Below are 16285 nucleotides of genomic sequence, written 5' to 3'. Positions count from 1 at the left end.
AGGAGGTTAGTGTCATTTGTGACAAAAAAACGATGATTGATTGGTATTTTTAAATTAGTAGTTTCTTAAACTATAAAAAAGAAACTTGCGCTTATACACAAGTTTCTTTTTTATAACATCCTTATTTTTTCACAACTTCATGTCCACCGAACTGATTACGTAGTGCTGAAACTACTTTTCCATGGAATGTATCATCTTCCTGAGAACGATAGCGCATAAATAATGACATAGCGATTACTGGTGCTGCAGCTTGAAGTTCAAGTGCAGTTTCAACAGTCCATTTTCCTTCTCCTGAAGAGTTCATTACACCTTTAATGCCATCTAGTTTCGGATCTTCTGCAAATGCTTTTTCAGTTAAGTCCATTAACCAACCACGGATAACTGATCCGTTCGCCCATACTTTTGCAACATCTTCATAATTGAAATCAAAGTCACTCTTATCTAGTACTTCAAATCCTTCAGCGATTGCTTGCATCATGCCGTACTCAATACCGTTATGAACCATTTTTAAGAAATGACCACTACCAACACGGCCAGCATAAGAATAGCCATTTTCTACTGCTAAATCTTTAAATAAAGGTTCTAATTGGTCGTAAATTTCTTTTTCTCCACCAACCATTAAGCAAGCACCGTATCTAGCTCCTTCTACACCGCCTGATGTACCGATATCTACATAATGTAATCCGAAGCTTTTTGCTTCTTCAGCACGGCGTAACGTATCTTTATAGAATGAATTTCCGCCTTCAATAACGATATCACCTTCATCTAATAACGGATAAACATCTTTTAGTACTGACTCTACAACTTCTCCTGCAGGCACCATTACCCAAATTGTACGAGGAGCTTCTAGTTCAGCGATCATTTCTTTTAATGTATGACGTGCAGTAATTCCTAGTTTTCCTGCCTTTTCAACAAGCTCTTTATTTACATCGTATACTACTACTTCATGCTTGTCTTCATATAAGTGTTCAGCTAATGGGAATCCCATTTTTCCTAATCCAATTAAACCTAGTTTCATATTAATCAATCTCCTATTCTATACAAATATATTTAATATCGAAATTAGCCCAAGTGCTACTACAGATAATATAGTCTCCATTGCAGTCCATGTTAATAATGTTTCTTTCACAGTCATTCCGAAATACTCTTTAATCATCCAAAATCCTGAATCATTCACGTGTGATAAAATTAATGACCCTGCACCAGTTGCAAGTGCTAATAATTCAACATTTACACCTGGTGTGCTTGCTGCAATCGGCGCAACAATACCAGCTGCTGTCATCATAGAAACAGTTGCCGATCCAGTTGCAATTCGAATAAGTGCCGCAATTCCCCACCCTAATAATATCGGTGAAATATGTGATTCTTTCGCCATATCTGCAATTGTCGTTCCAATTCCAGAATCTAATAGTACTTTATTAAATGCGCCGCCTGCACCAATAACTAATAATATGTTTGCAATAGGTCCAAGGCAATCATTTGTAAATTGTAACACTTTATCTTTTGAGAAACCTTTTGCATATCCAAGACTAAAGAAAGAGTAAATGGTTGCAATTAATAAAGCGACAATCGGATCTCCAATAAAGTGTAATACTTGTGCTAGTTGACTTGTTTTATTTAATGCAACTTCCGCTATTGATGCACCAAGCATAAGAAATACTGGAAGTAAAATTGTAAACAATGTATTCCCAAAGCTTGGAAGCTCTTTTTTATTATCTTTTTCAATAAATTGCTCCGCTATATCTAATGGTACTTCCTTATGTATACGAGCACCAATCCATTTCCCGTAAAGTGGACCTGAAATAATTGCAGTTGGAAGTCCGACAATTAATGCATATAAAATTGTCTTCCCTACATCTGCTTTAAAAATACCAACTGCCGCCATTGCCGCTGGATGCGGTGGCACTAGTCCGTGCACAACGGATAGTCCTGCTACTAGCGGGATACCGATTGTAATAAGTGATACCCCTGTTTCTAATGCAATTGTAAATACTAACGGAATTAATAGTACAAATCCAACTTGGAAAAATACCGGAATCCCTACTAAAAATGCAACGAACATCATCGCCCAGTGAACTCGTTTCTTCCCAAAACGATTAATTAATGTGTTAGCGATACGTTCAGCACCACCAGATTCGGCCATCATTTTTCCAAGCATCGTTCCTAGTGCTAAAACTATTGCTAAAAATCCTAACGTATTACCAAGTCCTAGTTTAATAGAATCAATAATTCCTGGATCTTTTGGTGAAGTTCCAATTAAAGGCATTCCCATTGCTAATCCTACACCAATTGCTGTTAAAATTAATGCGACAAATGGATGCCATTTTACTACCGTAATAAGTAAAAGTAGTATGACAACTGCCGCTAGTACGATCCCAACTACCATTTCTCCCAATCCCCCTATTTTTTACGTTGGAAAGCAGCTATACAATCAAATTCTTCTTTCAAGCGATTGTAAAGTCGTTCATACATATAAAACATTTCTAAATATATAGCCGTATTTTCTTTATTCGGTACATGATGATGGACAATATCAATCCAATCCTTTACCTCTTCAAGAGAATCAATTTTTCCTACAGCATACAAAGCAACTGCCGCTGCCCCAAGCGCAGATGCTTCATGACTTTCAGGTACAAGCAATTCTTTTCCCATCATATCGGACAACATTTGTCTCCAAAATGCAGATTTTGCAAACCCTCCTGAAACTCGTATTTCAGTAAGTGGCCCTGTACAATCCCTGATTGCGAGTGCTACTGAATATACACTCATACAAACACCTTCCATCACTGCACGTATAAAATGTTCTCGCTTATGCTGAAGATTGATTCCAAAGAATGTACCACGAGCATTTGCATTCCAGTAAGGTGCGCGTTCTCCAGATAAGAAAGGTAAGAACAATAGCCCATCCGCTCCAGCTGGTACGCTTTCTGCATATTTAATTAATAAATCATAAGGATCAATGCCGAGCTTTCTTGCTACTTCTTGCTCTGGACTACCAAATTCATCACGTAACCATCTCAGTAATATTCCGCCGTTATTCGTTGGACCACCGATTACCCAGTGCTCATCTGTTAATGCGTAACAAAACGTTCTCCCTTTCTCATCTGTATTTATATTTGATGAGATTGTTCGAACTGCACCACTCGTTCCAATCGTAATCGCAGCTGAGCCAGGCGATATTGCCCCAACGCCTACATTCGCAAGAACACCATCACTTGCACCAATAACAACTGGAGTATCTTCACGAATACCCATCTTTTGTGCTATTTCTCGTTTCATACCCGATAAAATATATGTAGTTGGTACTGGGGTTGATAATTGTTCTGGTGACATATGTAACATAGTTAAAACATCTTCATCCCAGTTTAATGTTTCTAAATTAAATAACCCTGTAGCAGAAGCAATCGAATAATCAACTACGTAGCGTGAAAATAATTGGTAAATCACATACTCTTTAATGGAAATGAATTTATAGGCACTTGTATATAACTCTGGTTCCTCTTCTTTCATCCATAACAATTTAGAAAGTGGTGACATCGGATGAATCGGTGTACCTGTACGTCTATAAATTTCATGCCCATTCATTTGTTGTAATAATTTTTCTGATTGCTTCGTACTTCGATTATCTGCCCAAATGATAGAACGCGTTAATGGCGCACCATTTTCATCTACTGCAATTAATGCGTGCATAGCTGTACTAATACCGATTGAAGAAATATCTTCTGGTAATACATTACCCTTTTCAATGGCAACGCTTACACTTTTGTATACAGCGGCACATATTACATCAGGATCTTGCTCAGCCCATCCTACATTCGGTTGAATAATTGGGTAATCGATTGCATGTGATGCAATGACTTTTCCTTTTTCTGTGAACACAACCGTTTTTGTACTTGTGGTACCGATATCAATCCCGATTACTCTCCCCCTTGTTTCCATGCGAATCTTCCCTTCATTTCTAGCAAAATACGATTTAGTAAACCGTTTACATGAATTAGTATATAAAATATTTTTTCATTTATCAAGTTATACAAAGAAAATTTTTTTCATACCAAAAAAATAAATCCCCTCATTCCATTTCACTTATATACTACATTTAGCTTTTCCATGCGGTAAACTTACGTTATATTCGTTACGCAATACACTCTTTCCTCCCATTAACAACACATACATACTCCTCCATACGTTCTACTTATTTGCATGAAGAAAGAGTTGAAACGCAATATTCATTTTTAGGGTTCACGTAACATCACCATCAAGCCAAGAAAAGTAACTAACCGCAGAATGAGAATTCTGTGCATTTTGCTCTTGTTTATTGTTTTAGGTTCACTAGTCCTTTTATCTTGATAAACATAGAGCGCGGCCCCCTACTATCACTTTTTTATCTTGTAAATATATCTTGCATACTATAAAACCGAAAAGTATTTTTATTTTTCAGAAAAATAAAAACAATAACATGAAATTTATTGTATAATGTTGTAAAAAGATGTCGGAGGGATTTAATGTTAAATAAAATATCTCAATTCACAATTAAGCTTTCATCAATTCTTTTATCACTCTTACTATTATTAAATTTACCTTATTTATTTATCACTCAACAAGGATTTACCTTTCAACCAATTTATTTTTTTAATCAGACCGTTACTATGTTAAAACAGGTTTTTTCCCCTGAATCATTAGTGATTATAGGATCAGACCCGAAGTTTGGCCATTTCAAAAAAACACCATTATTTCCAACTGTTTTAGAACCTTACCTATATTCATTTACTATATTATTTTTAGCCTTTTTTCTTGCTCTCTTTTTATCATCTAGCATGGCATTTTTTTATTTTTTAGCAAAAGATTATATAAAAAAATGGATAAACCGAATTGTGTTCATATTAGAAGCTGTCCCTGATATGATGATGATGATTTGTTTGCAAATATTTTTCATATGGGTACTTCAGAAATTTGGGGAATCTCCTGTCACTATTATTTCTTTTAATGAAAATCGAGCTTATTTACTCCCTATTTTATCATTAGCTGTCTTACCTACATTACAAATGTTTCGGATGATGGTGTTATACATAAAAGAAGAGCAAGGAAAACATTACGTAGAGGTTGCATATGGAAAAGGCCTTTCATCAAGTTATATACTATGCATTCATTTATTCAAAAATATATCTATCCACTTCTTCCACCATTTAAAAACAATTTTTGTTTTCTTACTTTCTAATTTATTCATTTTAGAATTTGTTTTTAATATGGAAGGCATTATTCAATTTTTATTTAATAAGGCGTTTGTTTCACCTCCAGCTGCATTTATCATACTTGTTATGATTGTTTTACCATTTTACGCCATTTTCCAAATAGTCTCATTCATGATGAATAGATGGAAAAAGCAATTGAAAGGAGTATCATTATGAAATCTATTTGGAAATCAAAACGCTTTTTAATCGGCTTTGCTTATCTATTCATACTTATTTCAGCTAGTTTTATTTATAGTTGGTTCTTTAAAGATAACATCCCAAAACCTCCTCAGTTACTTTACAATGAAAATAACGAATTACTTGGAAAGGCCCCCTTTCCGCCATCGTTAATTCCACCTTTTGGATCTGATCGTTTTGGAGAGTCTGTTTTCTTACAAATTGTAGAAGGAGCAAAATTCACTATTTTATTAGCCGTGGCAATTAGCTTCTTTCGAATTTTATGCGGAACATGTATAGGAATCCTCTTAAGTTTATTTGCTCCAAAACTCAAGAGATTTTTCCAGTCATGCTCAGAAGTTTTTTATTATATTCCAACTCTATTTATCGCATTCATACTCATCACGCCCGTTAATATTATAATCACATCAAATGCTGATGGGGTAGATCCAAATATTTCATTTACGTTTTATCAAGTACTCGTACTTATTTTCGTCGCTCTGCCTACACTTTCTTTATACATATCCTCAGAAGTTGATGAATTTATGAAACAAGATTACATCTTAAGTTCACAATTACTGGGGGCTAGTCGTTTTCATATTATAAAAAAACACTTACGAGTCTTATTACTTGACCGCTTATTTGTATTATTTATGGAACATATCGTCCAAACACTCATACTCGTTATCCATTTAGCGTTGCTTAACATTGTAATTGGCGGCATACAAATGCGTGAACTCTATGACGGAGTGCTCAAACCTGTTTCTCTATCTAATGATTGGGCAGGTCTTATTGGATTAAATCGTAATGAAATGAATCTTTCATGGTGGATTATTTTTTATACTCTCGCTTCATTCTTTATTACGATTCTATTTATTAAGCTTATGACCATCGGGATTCAAGATGCACTGAAAGCAAGAGATTCGCAAATTGTAGCAATTCAAAACGTTCCAGATCATAAAAAATTCGTTAAACATAAAGATTCCTTTTCGTTTGCAAATAAAGTAAACCTTTAATCATTTCTCATTAATCAAGTATTAATTGGCATTGATATTATAGAAAATAAAGAAGATGATTCCTATTAAATACAGGGATCATCTTCTTATGCTGTCTAACTTTTTTACATGTCCTTTGCTAGACTCATGCTTTTTATATTTAAAGTGAATTATTTGCAATCACAATTATGTTTTTTAAAATCAATTACCATACGCCCTTGAATTCTACCTTGTTCCATTTCTTCGAATACATTTTGTACTTTATCTAGAGAACAAGTTTGAACAACTGGCACTACTTTTCCTTCTGCCCCGAACATAAAGGCCTCTTCCAAATCTTTACGAGTACCAACTAGAGAACCAACTACTTCAATTCCATCCAGTACAAGTCGTGGGATGTTTAAGTCCATTGTTTCTACTGGTAGCCCTACTGCAACTACTTTACCGCAAGCACGTACTGCATCAACTGCTGAGTTAAAGGCTACTTTAGAGACTGCTGTTACTACCGCAGCATAAGCGCCACCAAACTCCTCTTGCACAATTTTATCAGCAGGACCTTGAGAAATTGGATTGATAGTCATATCAGCACCAACTTCTTTCGCTAAGGCTAATTTGTCGTCATTAATATCTACTGCGATTACCTTTGCACCAAATACATTTTTAGCATATTGGATAGCTAAGTTACCTAATCCACCGCAGCCATAGATTACAATAGGTTGACTAGGTTTAATATCTGATACTTTAATAGCTTTATATGTAGTTACACCAGCACAAGTAATTGATGATGCTTGAGCAGGATCTAATCCTTCTGGTACTTTTACCGCATAATCAGCTGTAACGATACATTGTTCAGCCATACCACCATCCACTGAATAACCAGCGTTTTTAACTTCACGGCAAAATGTTTCTCTACCAGTTACGCAATATTCACAACGTCCACAAGATTGGAACATCCATGCAATACTTACACGGTCACCTATCTTTAGTGAAGTAACATCATCAGCTATTTTTGTAACAATACCTACACCCTCATGGCCAAGAATACGGCCATCAGTGTTACCAAAATCATGATTCGCAACGTGTAAATCAGTGTGGCAAACTCCACAATACTCTACATCTACTAACGCTTCACCTGAGTGTAACGGACGTAATTCTTTGTCAATCACTTCGATGTTTGCTTTGCTGTTTTTATTAACCACTACTGCTTTCATATGTGATCTCCCCTTTAGTGTTTTAGCATTTTAATGAGTTTATCTCACAACTACTTTCTTCACTACTTTGGCTAGTTATTGTACCAAATTTAAGTGTTCAATCATCATTACATCTTCATCATAACATGACACTTCATAAACAACTTGTGAAATTATGAACAATATTTGAATTATTACACAAATCGGTCTTTATTTTAAATTTTTAAAAATGAGAGTTTATCATTGACTATAAGTAAGTCACATATTTCTAAAAGAAAATAAATTAACAAACTTCTTACCGATAAAAAAGCTCTTCACTCAATATTTTCTACATGTAAACACTTAGTTTCACAGTAATATCCTTTGCCACCAACATAAACTTTTTCTATTTTATTTTTGCTATTGGTTGCTAATTTAACTAATATTTCAGAAGGCGAGTGTAAAGAATAACCTTGTTCAAATACATAGACTTCTTTTTTCAAGTAGTCCTGTTCATAAAGATAGCAAGCTAATGCACCGTTCGAAGTTCCAGTCGCTGCTTCTTCATTAATGTCGTATAGCGGAGCAAAATTTCTGCATATAATTCGATTGTCATTAAAAGTATATAGATGCATCCCGACAACATTATAATACTTGCTGATTTCTTTAATTTTTTCAAAATTAGGTTGCAGTGCATGTAATTGTGTTTCGCTTTTTATAGGAATTAAAATATCTTTTAAGCCCGTGGAGACAATTTGAATTGGGTATTTATTGTCTATATCTTTACTATCAAAACAGTCGATGAACTCGTTTGGAGATACAACATCATAGAATATCGGTTTATTTTGTTCCATGAATATGATGTCATCTTTTATAGTAATAGTAAGAACACCGCTGTTCGTTTCAATCGTATAGCGATTCCTGAAAAGTTTATTTAAATGCATTAGTATCGCGAAAGAGCCAATTGTCGCATGACCACATAAATCAACTTCTTCTTTTGGTGTAAAATACTCAAATTTATAATCAGCAAGTTCAGATTCTGATATAAATGCGGTTTCCGCATAGCCCAGTCGTTTGGCTATTTCCATTTTTTGAGTAGTGGTCAATGTATTCTCAATAAATACCACTCCTGCTTTATTTCCGCCTTTATGATCCTTGCTAAATGCACTTGCAACATAAACGGATATTTTCATAAGACACCTTCCTCACTTATAGTAAATTGTAGTATAGACAGAACTACATATAAATGCTATTGGATAAATTATCTATAAATTAAGAGACAAACTATTTTTAGTATTTGAACTCTCCAAAAATAGTTTGTCTACAGTCTGAAAGCTCTTCATTTGAAGAGCTTTTTATATTCGCTTCATCGAAATCGTTTCACGTATACTTTGTAAATTTTTTAGAGTTTCCTCTTGTCGCTGCAACGACAACCCTACATACAAAGTATCTAATAAGCTTAACTGTGCTAATCTTGATGAACTTGCTTCTGTGCGGAATTCAGTCTCACGTGTTGATGTATATAACGTTATATCAGCAAGTTGACTTAATGCTGATTTCTTATAGCTCGTAATCGCAATAATTTGGGCCCCTCTTACTTTCGCTACTTCTAATGCTTCAAGTAATCCTTTATTGCTACCAGAATGAGAAATACCAATAACAACTGAATTTTCCGAGAGTAAACCTGCTCCCATAATTTGAAAATGCGAATCAGTATGAGCGATACAAGAAATACCCGTTCTCATAAACTTATGATACGCATCCATTGCAATAATACCAGAGCCACCATTTCCATAAAACTCAATTCGACTTGCTTCTTGTAAGGCTCGTACAGCCTGCTCAAGTGCCGTTTCATTAAGCAAATGTAAAGTATCTTGCAGTCCTGTAATATGCGAATGAAAAACTTTTTTAGCAACAGTTACCATACTATCTTCTGCTGATACCTCTTCATGGATATTTTGCATCGGTGTATGTACAATTTCACGAGCTAATGTAATCTTTAAATCTTGAAAACCTTGCAAACCAAGGTTTTTACATAAGCGGAATATCGTAGCTTCGGAACTATTCGTAACTTCAGCTAATTCTGTAATAGATTTATGTACAACATCTTGTGGATGTTTCAAAATATGTTCGGCAATACTTCGCAATTTCGGTGATAAACCATTTAACGAAGCCTGAATCTTTCCAATCCCACTTCTTGTACCAGGCATAGCATATCCTCCCCTTCCATCGTAGCTTTATCCTGTAAAAACCGATTAGTTAAACTAATCATCAGTGGGGATGGTCCTCCACTGATTAGAGTTTCACTTTATTGTACCTAATTATCGAAAGAAGAAAAACCTATATTAGGGATTACTATAATTTTTAATTGCTCCTATGTATTCTGTCATACGATATAACAGAATTATTCATACTTATGAGTAATTCTCCCCATGTTTCACTGCGTATAATGCGGCTTGCGTACGATCATCCACTTCCAATTTAGCTAAAACGTTTGAAACGTGTGTTTTCACAGTTTGTTCTGTAATATGAAGTTCTGCTGCAATCTCCTTATTGCTTCTTCCTTTCGCAATTTCGCGAAGTACCTCTTGTTCTCTTTTCGTTAACATTGAAAAAGGATTTTCTACTTCCTTCTTTACTGCAGAACGCCCCATTAATGCAGGTGTTACTTTCGGGTGAAAATTCGCATTTCCTTGATGTACTGCAATAATAGAAGCGACAAGTTGCTCAGGTTGTACTTCTTTTAATTGATAACCATCTGCTCCAGCTTCAAGTGCTGGTATAACATAATCTTGCTCTGAAAAACTACTTAATATAAGTACCTTTATTGTCTCATCATATTGCTTTAGACGTTTTGTTGCCTCAATTCCATCCATTTTCGGCATCGATACATCCATTAGTACGACATCTGGTCTTTCTTTTTGCACGAAATGTAATGCCTCTTCGCCATTTTCCGCTTCCCCAATAATTTCAAATTCTTCTCTCGTTTTCAAAAAGAATACAAGTCCTCTTCGAACGATATGATGATCCTCAACTAGTAGCAGTTTAATCTTCAACCTTATTCTCCCCTTCAAATCGGCAATTGAATTTCTATTTTTGTACCCTTTTTCAGCTCTGTTATAATTTGAAACGATCCCTTCATTAACTGAATACGTTCCTTCATACTTTTCAGGCCAAGTGCTGATTCCCTTACTTGTTCTTGTATAAATCCTATTCCATTGTCTTCTATGTAAAAATGTAACTGGTTATTTTCTATTTTCAAAAGAATATGTACCTTTTCACACGAAGCATGCTTTTTACAATTATGTAGCGCCTCTTGGCTAATACGCCATAAAACTTCTTCTATTTCATCCCCAATTGAAACCATCCCATCAATTCGAACTTCCACTTGAACTCCTAATAACTTCCCGTAATTTTGAATTGCTTCTGCTAATCCTTTCTCCAATCCTTCAGGTCTTAATTGCCAAATTAATAGCGTCATTTCTTGTAATGCTTCTTGTGATAATTCCCCAATATAACTTAACATCTCTTGCAATTCTCTATCTTGCGTCATATTCAGAGTACCTTTCGCTGTTAGCATAATAGAAAATAACAATTGTTTTACTGAATCATGTAAATCACGTGCAAGTCGATTTCTTTCCGCTACCACTACATATTTACGTTCTTTCTCAACTAATTGAATACGTTGTATTGTCGTTCCAATTTGAAATGCAATTGATTCTAATAATGCTAACTCTTCCTCAGAAAAATGAGTCTTATGAGGTGCAGCCACATTTAGTAGACCAAATTTTTCTAATCCAGACCTAAGCGGAATTGTCGCATGATGTGTAACATCTTCTGTCTCTCCCCAATTACATTCAATTGCATCTTCTATTCGCTTACATTCAATAATATTAGTCGCTTTTTCCAATCTCCCATTCACAAAACGTTCTACACACCAACAGTTTCCTTCACACATCGGCTTCTTCTTTTGCCACGTAAGAGCCTCTGGTAAATTTTCGTCTACAAGCATGCTGTGCTTTCCACTTTCATCAATAAAGAATATCCACCCTGTTTGTAAATTCATTACTTGTAACAATGTATGCAACACTTTTTCTAACATATCCTGTAAGTTTGTTGCTTCATTTAATAATTCAGCAATTTCTTTTAATGCTTCTAAACGACGCATCTCTTTTTCTTCAAAGTTCATTCTCATCACCAACTACAATTATAACATTAAGAAATTTCTAAATTCTATAAATAAAAAAGAACCGAATTCCTTCAGCCCTTTCTTTATATCAATCATTTTATTATTGTTATTCTATCCAATGTTGGAAGCAGAATTTTTGTTAACAAACGATTCTACTTTAGTTGTCCGATAAAGATTGTCCACCATGGATATGCTGTAAACCTTCAGTAGTAACAACCATATTCGCTGCTGGCATTTGCACTTGATTTTTATGGAACATAGACATTAATTCAAATCTTACTTGTCTAGAAGTTTCAAAATAATCTTCTGGCTTTATTAAACCTGTAATACAAAATTCATAGCCAACATATTTCAAGTTAGGATTTAAGTCTGTAACACCGACGTATTTAAATGGTTCAACAGCCTCATCCTCTACTCTATAAAGAGTTTGATTCAATTTTTCATTGCATATAACACATACTTCTTCTAACAATTCCTTCACTCTTGTTGGATCTTCCTGATAACTTACCGTGATGCGTTCAATTACACGCATCCATCCTTTATTAAAATTTTGTATCGTTCTAATCTCTCCGTGCGGGATGGTAAGTAGTTTTCCTGACCATTCACGAATTTGCATAAAACGAATACTAATCTCTTCAATAGTTCCTGAATTTGTTCCGTTAAAAGTTACAAAATCACCAACCCGAAACTCTTTGTCCGCTAATCTTGCAAAGCCTAATATAACATCTTTTAGCATCTGTTGTGCAGCAAAACCGATGACAACTCCAGCTATCCCTGCACCTGCAATAATACTTTTTATATCTACAAATTGGCTAATTAAATATATGATAAGACTGATGATAATGATATATCTAAAAATAGATCGAATTACACTTTGAATTGTCTGCTCTACCTCTTCATCAAAAAAGCTTGATTTCCTAAAAAACCAATCAATAATACGGTTTATTACAAAAGAAATAATGATTAAAACTAAAGCAAATAGTAAAAATCTTAAAAGTAAAAACTCTCGTACATAATTAAAAAATTCTTCCGTATACGTTAATAAGCTCATTTAACCACTTCCTTACTAATTAAAAAATTCATAATCGCCTAAGTTTGTTCCAGAAAAATCTATTATCCTAATCTTAAATGCCACTACCCTTACTATGTATTTTGACTCTATTACTAATTCACTTTAAACAGTATGTCTAGCTGTTCTTTTTCCTGTCCCTTTAAATATACCCTTTTTAATAATCTAAAGGGAGCTAATAGTGATTTTTTAATATTACAACTTTATTCTACTCATTACGATTTCAATTAATTTATTAACTAAGTACAAAAAAGAGCTGAAATCATCAGCTCTTTTATTCGATGTTAATTGTTGTCTTACTGTTTTTTTCTTCTTTCAGTTTTGGTAATTCTATTGTCAGTACGCCATCTTTATAATTTGCTCTAACATTTTCTTCCTCAACTTGTTTAAAACTAAAGCGTCGAGTTACAGAACCTATAGAACGTTCTTTACGAATATATGTGCCATTCTCATTTTTTTCTTCTACTTCATTATGGTTAGTTGCTTGAATCGTTAATACATCTTGTTCAAAATCAACTTGAATGTTTTCTTTTTGAAAACCTGGTAAATCTGCTTTCACAGTATATTTATCAGATTGCTCATGAACATCTACTTTAAAAGTATCCATGTTCAGTGGCTTAAAGAAAGCATCTGTCATCCCTTCTAATAAAGAAGGCCCAAAATCAAAAATACCATTTTGACGTTTTGTTATCTCTGGAAATAAATTACGCATATTTTTTCCTCCTTATTATTTATGAATGAAAGATTATCTCTTTCTGCCTTTATTATAACATTTGGTCAAAAAAGGTCAAAGGTTTTGTTTGACCTTTTTTGATGTATATTTTACCAAATAACACAAATAAGTTATATGTCTTCTCTCCCCTTATAAAGAGGAATATATTTACATAATAACGAATAGTTTATTTGCTCTTATTTTTTCTTACGGAGGTTACATACAATGGGATATATTGAAAAACTTAGAAAAGTTGTCGGATCAAGACCACTCAATTTATTAGGCGTTGCGGTAGCTGTTTTCAATGAACAAGGACAAATAAAAGAGACCTTTTTTAAAGGCCTCTTTTTTCACTTCACTTCTGCATGTAAGCATGACTTAAAATGTCCAATTGCAAATTCATGTCCTTGCGCATTAAAAGATGCAACTGCCTTTTCATAAACAACAATTTTAAACCCTTTATTATACGCATCTACTGCTGTATGAAGAACACAAATATCAGTACATACCCCTACAAGATGAACCTCTTCAATTCCTCTTTCTCTTAGCTTCATCTCTAAATCCGTTCCAGCAAATGCACTATACCGTGTTTTATCCATGTAATATACATTCTCTGCATTTTTATATGTTTCGTACACATCTTGTAATTCACCAAACAAATCTCTTCCACTTGTACCAGCTATATTATGAGACGGGAATAACTTTGATTCTGGATGATATACATCATTTTCTTCATGTTTATCAATAGCAAAGACAACGTAATCTCCATTTTCAATATATTGCTTCGTTATATGTACAATTTCCTTCTCAATTTCCTGTCCTGGTTTCCCGCATGTTAAAGCGCCTTTCTCAGCTACAAAATCATATGTATAATCAATATTTATAAGAGCTCGTTTCATTACTATCTCTCCTTCTTCTGTTTCACAGTAAACAATAGAAAATTTGTTATTACGACATCGTATGTACTATTCGACATTTCAAATGAAATACCTACATTTTTCTTCTGAAACTTACCTTAGCCCGAGTTTATCATATAATAGATAAACAATGGTAAAACAAATAGCTCCTATTAACAAGTCATGAATTTGATAATTGAGCGTTATTTGCATAAACTCTTGTATCGTAAACCAAATTACTGCCATCATTAGGCTAATCAAAATGATACGAATACACCGATTCACATCTTCAACCTCTTTCTCTGTCATAGTAGTAACAAGTGATTACTTCCTATTTAATCGTATTAGAAAATGAAATAAGTTATTCACTCTTGCACACTCTAGTCCAAACAAAAAAGCACACTACTTTTTGAGTAATGTACTTTTTATTCATATTAAGACGCTGGTTTTGTCTCAAATGTTGCTTGATTAAAACTAATAACCTTTCCTTTCGGGTCATTGTTTTCATACTGAACTGCAGTAATTGTATGACTACCTGTTTCCAGCGTTTTTTCTTTTAACTGCACTGTTGTCTGCGTTGTACTAGTTACTTGATGTTTATCCGTATACATTTGATCTACAAATACGAATGTTTCTTTATCACTTTGAAAATTAGAAAGCTCTAATTCAACTTGCTGAATTAACGTATCCTTTTTGATGAATACAGTCGGTATATTGCCGTTTTCAGAAGTACCATCTGGAGTAATAACTTTTACTTTCCCTTCTCCAATTGACATTGCTCCTTCAGGAAATACAACCATATTCTCATCACTTGCGTTTACAACTTGTTCTTCCTGTTTTGATTGCGCGTCCTCTTTTTCCTGTGGAGCACCGCAACCAACTAATAACAATACAGACAATCCAGTGATTATGAATTTTTTCAAAATTCATCCCCCCTGTAACTTCATTATAATTTATTATACAAAAATAACTTTTAAATTTTGAGACTACTTTCAACACTTTCATGAACAAATAGAATCTTGCTCACGATTAATGTATCATACTTTCCTTAATAGAACATTAATTTTTTTTATGAAATAAATAGTAATTTCCTCTTATCTATCATTTTAGCCCAACATATGAATTACATACCCTCAAAAATAAAAAGACATTGTTAGTTCAATGTCTTTTCTATACAGCAATTAAAAAACAAACGTTGTAATCTCATCTACTTCTTTTCTTGGAAGTTTCTTCGGTTTATCTTTCGGAAATCCGAGTGAAATAACCATATTTATTTGTTTTTCAGGCTCAATTTGTAAATATTGGCGCAGTTCATCTTGAGCTAGCAATACTGGCCCTGTCATTGGACAAGTACCAAGTCCCTTTGCATGTGCAGCTAACATTAAGTTTTGTGCCGCTAAACAGCTACTCTTAATGCCTTCTTCTTCCCAAACTGAATCTGGAACAAAAGCAATTGGATCAAATATCTTTTCACGGAACTTTGATTCATATGGTGTTGCCAAACATACGATTAATACTGGTGCCTCCGAGAAAGCTGTTGCATATGGTCCGAAAGAACGTGTAAGTAATTTCCCTGCTTTCTCTTCTCCATTTTCTGCTGCTTTTGTCGCAAGTTTATGTAATGCATCCCATGTCATTTGTTTAATTTCTTTAATCTTCTCTCGATTCATGATAACTACGAATTCCCACGTTTGTGAATTCGTATCACTCGGTGCGTAACGAGCACAATCAATTATTTCTTTTATATCATTAGTAGATACTTTTTGATCTGTAAACTTTCTAACACTTCGTCTTCCGTGAATTACTTCTTTAAAATCTTTATAATTCATATATTAAATCCCCTTTTTACAGCG

At 34.1% G+C, this 16285-nt stretch carries 16 protein-coding genes; 2 read left to right on the top strand and 14 right to left on the bottom strand.

The features are described from left to right. Nucleotides 1-121: 121 nt before the first annotated feature. The 3 genes from gnd to gntK are packed head-to-tail and all read right to left on the bottom strand — an operon-like array spanning nucleotide 122 to nucleotide 3939. Nucleotides 122-1018, bottom strand: a complete 897-nt coding sequence (gene gnd, locus NST27_RS10875) for a phosphogluconate dehydrogenase (NAD(+)-dependent, decarboxylating) (RefSeq protein ID WP_000765995.1) — start codon at nucleotides 1016-1018, stop codon at nucleotides 122-124. An 18-nt stretch (nucleotides 1019-1036) separates the two neighbouring features. Next, on the bottom strand, nucleotides 1037-2386 hold the full coding sequence (locus tag NST27_RS10870; RefSeq protein ID WP_000260202.1) for a GntP family permease: 1350 nt from the start codon (nucleotides 2384-2386) through the stop codon (nucleotides 1037-1039). 14 nt (nucleotides 2387-2400) lie between these two features. After that, nucleotides 2401-3939: a gluconokinase gene (gene gntK / locus NST27_RS10865; protein ID WP_000450001.1), complete on the bottom strand. Its 1539-nt coding sequence runs from the start codon at nucleotides 3937-3939 to the stop codon at nucleotides 2401-2403. A 563-nt stretch (nucleotides 3940-4502) separates the two neighbouring features. Between gntK and NST27_RS10860 the strand changes: the two genes are divergently transcribed. Both NST27_RS10860 and NST27_RS10855 read left to right on the top strand, forming a co-directional pair. After that, nucleotides 4503-5405, top strand: coding sequence for an ABC transporter permease subunit (locus NST27_RS10860; protein ID WP_000932684.1), 903 nt, complete (start codon nucleotides 4503-4505; stop codon nucleotides 5403-5405). Beyond that, nucleotides 5402-6421 carry an ABC transporter permease gene (locus NST27_RS10855; protein WP_000836558.1) on the top strand — a complete coding sequence of 340 codons (1020 nt, stop codon included), beginning with the start codon at nucleotides 5402-5404 and terminating at the stop codon, nucleotides 6419-6421. The genes NST27_RS10860 and NST27_RS10855 overlap by 4 nt, the downstream gene beginning before the upstream one ends. A gap of 149 nt (nucleotides 6422-6570) precedes the next feature. On the opposite strand, the gene adhP is transcribed toward NST27_RS10855, so the two are convergent. From adhP to NST27_RS10800, 11 genes are all read right to left on the bottom strand, one after another. Then, nucleotides 6571-7608, bottom strand: a complete 1038-nt coding sequence (gene adhP / locus NST27_RS10850) for an alcohol dehydrogenase AdhP (protein WP_000649109.1) — start codon at nucleotides 7606-7608, stop codon at nucleotides 6571-6573. Nucleotides 7609-7901: 293 nt separating this feature from the next. Continuing rightward, nucleotides 7902-8759, bottom strand: a complete 858-nt coding sequence (locus tag NST27_RS10845) for a PhzF family phenazine biosynthesis protein (RefSeq protein ID WP_047386078.1) — start codon at nucleotides 8757-8759, stop codon at nucleotides 7902-7904. A gap of 162 nt (nucleotides 8760-8921) precedes the next feature. Beyond that, a complete protein-coding gene (locus NST27_RS10840) occupies nucleotides 8922-9776 on the bottom strand; it encodes a MurR/RpiR family transcriptional regulator (RefSeq protein ID WP_047386076.1) in 855 nt (284 codons plus the stop codon). A gap of 204 nt (nucleotides 9777-9980) precedes the next feature. Beyond that, entirely contained in the window at nucleotides 9981-10622 is a 642-nt protein-coding gene (gene casR / locus NST27_RS10835; protein ID WP_000694629.1) for a two-component system response regulator CasR, read from the bottom strand. Nucleotides 10623-10636: 14 nt separating this feature from the next. Further along, entirely contained in the window at nucleotides 10637-11734 is a 1098-nt protein-coding gene (gene casK, locus NST27_RS10830) for a two-component system sensor histidine kinase CasK (protein ID WP_171817213.1), read from the bottom strand. A 178-nt stretch (nucleotides 11735-11912) separates the two neighbouring features. After that, a complete protein-coding gene (locus tag NST27_RS10825; RefSeq protein WP_000055433.1) occupies nucleotides 11913-12806 on the bottom strand; it encodes a mechanosensitive ion channel family protein in 894 nt (297 codons plus the stop codon). A gap of 292 nt (nucleotides 12807-13098) precedes the next feature. Beyond that, on the bottom strand, nucleotides 13099-13536 hold the full coding sequence (locus NST27_RS10820) for an Hsp20/alpha crystallin family protein (protein WP_001245052.1): 438 nt from the start codon (nucleotides 13534-13536) through the stop codon (nucleotides 13099-13101). Nucleotides 13537-13886: 350 nt separating this feature from the next. Beyond that, the gene (locus NST27_RS10815) at nucleotides 13887-14435 is read right to left on the bottom strand and encodes a cysteine hydrolase family protein (protein WP_047386073.1); all 549 of its coding nucleotides are present in this window, start codon (nucleotides 14433-14435) and stop codon (nucleotides 13887-13889) included. Nucleotides 14436-14546: 111 nt separating this feature from the next. Next, entirely contained in the window at nucleotides 14547-14741 is a 195-nt protein-coding gene (locus NST27_RS10810) for a hypothetical protein (protein ID WP_000136531.1), read from the bottom strand. Nucleotides 14742-14866: 125 nt separating this feature from the next. Continuing rightward, nucleotides 14867-15355 (bottom strand): hypothetical protein, encoded by a 489-nt coding sequence (locus NST27_RS10805; RefSeq protein WP_000713496.1) that lies wholly within the window; start codon nucleotides 15353-15355, stop codon nucleotides 14867-14869. 258 nt (nucleotides 15356-15613) lie between these two features. Continuing rightward, the gene (locus NST27_RS10800; protein ID WP_047386072.1) at nucleotides 15614-16261 is read right to left on the bottom strand and encodes a nitroreductase family protein; all 648 of its coding nucleotides are present in this window, start codon (nucleotides 16259-16261) and stop codon (nucleotides 15614-15616) included. Nucleotides 16262-16285: the final 24 nt, after the last annotated feature.

This window comes from Bacillus sp. FSL W8-0770, from assembly GCF_038008705.1.
GTDB classification, from domain to species: Bacteria; Bacillota; Bacilli; order Bacillales; family Bacillaceae_G; genus Bacillus_A; species Bacillus_A cereus.
The sequence above is the reverse complement of the archived record's forward strand: the minus strand, read 5'-3'. Positions and strand labels throughout refer to the sequence as shown.